Annotated in this window: 2 protein-coding genes; both read right to left on the bottom strand. The window is 64.6% G+C overall.

All coding sequences use genetic code 11. The annotated features are described in order from the left end of the window. A partial coding sequence (locus tag EN893_RS26185; protein ID WP_128361887.1) for a molybdopterin-dependent oxidoreductase occupies positions 1 to 1,680 on the bottom strand: 1,680 nt, incomplete at its 3' end. A 157-nt stretch (positions 1,681 to 1,837) separates the two neighbouring features. Then, a partial coding sequence (locus EN893_RS26180) for an ABC-F family ATP-binding cassette domain-containing protein (RefSeq protein WP_164901109.1) occupies positions 1,838 to 3,090 on the bottom strand: 1,253 nt, incomplete at its 5' end.

Raw genomic sequence — 3,090 nt, 5'->3', positions numbered from 1 at the left:
GAACAGGCCCATGCTTTTCGGCGGCCGGTTGGGGGCCGCCTGCCCGGTCCAGTCGGCGCGGAAACGGAATTTTCCGTCGGCGTGGCCGAACCCCTTGATGAAATGCGCGGCGTCGAAGTCCGGCTGCAGGTCGACCCACTTGTCTTCCTTCAAGCTTTCGAAACTACCCAGCCCGCGCTTGCCCAGGATGATGTCGATATGCTGCTGCTCGGTCATGCCGAAGCCCGGGCGATCGGCGACGCCGAGGCGATCAGCCAATTGCTCGATGACGAAATGGTTGGTGCGCGGCCCCTCCGGCGGCTCGATCAGCTTGGGGCCGAGCGTGATGTGCTGGTTGCCGCCGCCCTTGTAGACGTCGTCGTGCTCGAGGAACATCGTCGCCGGCAGAACGACATCGGCAAGCTTGGCCGTGTCGGTCATGAATTGCTCATGCACGCAAGAGAACAGGTCGTCGCGCACAAAACCCTGTTTCACCAGCCGCTGCTCCGGCGCGACATTTACCGGGTTGGTGTTCTGGATCAGCATCGCCGTCACGGGCGGGCCGCCATAAAGCGCGTCGCTGGCTCCGGTCAGCACCGGGCCGATGCGCGAATGGTCGAGATGGCGGATCGAGGGATCGCGCATCCTGGTGCCTTCCAGAACTTCCTGGTTGAGCTTGAAGATGCCGGAGTTGGAATGGAAGGCGCCGCCGCCCTCATATTGCCAGCTGCCGGTGACAGCCGCGATGCAGGACGCTGCATGCATGTTGACGGCGCCATTGCGCTGGCGCGCGAAGCCGTAGCCGAGGCGGAAATAGGTCTTTTTCGTCGTGCCGACGAGGCGGGCGAAGGCCTCGATCTCGGCGACCGTCAGGCCGGTGATCCCGGCCGCCCAGTCCGGCGTGCGCGTCTTGAGATGCGCTTCCAGTCCTCTCGGATCGTCAGTGTATTTCGAGAGATAGGCGCGGTCGGCCATGCCTTCCTTGAACAGCATATGCATGACCGCGCAGGCCAGCGCGCCATCGGTGCCCGGCTTCAACACCAGGCCAAGATCGGCCTGCTTCATCGTCGCATTCTCATAGACGTCGATGACGACGATCTTCGCGCCGCGCTCCTTGCGCGCCTTGATGGCGTGCGTCATGACGTTGACCTGCGTCACCACCACATTGGTGCCCCAGATCACCACGCAATCGGATTTCGCCATCTCGCGCGGGTCCGGCCCGCGCAAGGCGCCGGCGCCCATCATCCAGCCGGTCCAGGCGAGATTGGTGCAGATCGAACCGAAAAAGCCGGAGTATTTCTTGGCGTGGCGCAGCCGGTCGATGCCGTCGCGCTGCACCAGCCCCATCGTGCCGGCATAATAATAGGGCCAGACCGTCTCCGAGCCGTATTTCTCCTCGGCCGCGATGAATTTTTCGGCGACGAGGTCGAGCGCCGCCTCCCAGCTTGCTTCTTTCCAGGCGCCGTCGCCCTTGGAACCGGCGCGGATCAGCGGCTTCAGCAAACGGTCGGGATGATGGACGCGGTCGGCATAGCGGGCAACCTTGGCGCAGACGACACCGGCCGTGTAGCTGTTGGACTTGGCGCCATGGACGCGGCCGATGCGATTGTCGTCGAGCAGCTCGACCTCGAGCGCGCAGGTCGAGGGGCAATCATGCGGACAGGCCGAATGGCCGATGCGAAGCTTGGCGTGTTGGTTCATGGGGCGAGGTTAACCGGTTCCGGACGCGGCGTGTAGGGCCAGATCTTACCCTCCCCTTGATGGGGAGGGTCGGCGTGTAACGCCGGGGTGGGGTGTGGCGCAGACCCCCACCCCGCTCCGCTTCGCGGATCGACCCTCCCCACAAGGGGGAGGGTAATCACTCCGCCGTGCCTTCCTCATACTCTGCCGACATGGTCAGCCACTTTTCCTCGTGGCCGGCCAGCGTCTGGGCCAGTTGCGAGCGCTCCTTCGCCAGCCGTGTCGCCGTCGAGGGATCCTTCTCGTAGACCGCCGGATTGGACAGTTCGTCCTCAATGCCGTCGATGCGCTTGCGAATGCGGTCCATCAGCGCTTCGGTGGCGCGGATCTCCTTGGCCAGCGGCTCGAAGGCAGCGCGGCGAGCCGCCGCATCGCGGCGGCGGTCGGCTTTTGACGCCTTGTCGGCCTCGCGCTTGCCGCGGCGGTCGCCGGAGACGCCGGTGACCAGCGTCTTGTAGTCCTCGAGATCGCCGTCATAGGGGTTGACCGCGCCGTCCTTGACCAGCCACAGGCGGTCGGCGGTTGCCTCCAGCAGATGGCGATCATGCGAGATCAGGATCACGGCGCCGGGAAACTCGTTCAGCGCATGGATCAGCGATTCGCGGCTATCGATGTCGAGATGGTTTGTCGGTTCGTCGAGGATGAACAGGTTTGGCCCCTCGAAGGCCGACAGCCCCATCAGCAGCCGCGCCTTCTCGCCGCCCGACAGATCCTTGGCGGCGGTGTTCATCTTCTCGGTCGTGAGGCCGAACTGGGCGACGCGGCCGCGCACCTTCGATTCCGGGGCCTCCGGCATCAGCCGGCGGACATGCTCGTAGGCGTTTTCGTCCGGCCGGAGGTCGTCGAGCTGGTGCTGGGCGAAGATCGCCACCTTCAACCCGGGCGCCACCGTCATGGTGCCACTCTCCTGCTTGAGCCGGCCGGACAGCAATTTGGCGAAGGTCGACTTGCCGTTGCCGTTGGCGCCGAGCAGCGCGATGCGGTCGTCGGCGTCGATGCGCAGCGTCATCTTCTTGAGGATCGGCTGACCCTCGGTGTAGCCGACATTGACGTTGTTCAGCGCCACGATCGGCGAGGCCACCGTCTTCACCGGCTCGGGGAAGGAGAACGGCCGCACCGAATCGTTCACGAGGGCCGCGATCGGTTTCATCTTCTCCAGCGCCTTGATGCGCGACTGCGCCTGTCTCGCCTTGGAGGCCTTGGCGCGGAACCGCTCGACGAAGGATTCCATGTGCTTGCGCGCGGCCTCCTGCTTGACCCGGCCCTTCTCCTGCAATTCCTTCTGCTCTGTATATTGACGCTCGAACTGGTCGTAGCCGCCGCGCCAGAAGGTCAGCTTCTTCTGGTCGAGGTGGACGATCGAATTGACGG

This window comes from Mesorhizobium sp. M7A.F.Ca.CA.004.04.2.1 (assembly GCF_004022825.1).
GTDB lineage: Bacteria > Pseudomonadota > Alphaproteobacteria > Rhizobiales > Rhizobiaceae > Mesorhizobium.
This window is presented reverse-complemented; position numbering and strand designations above follow the sequence as displayed.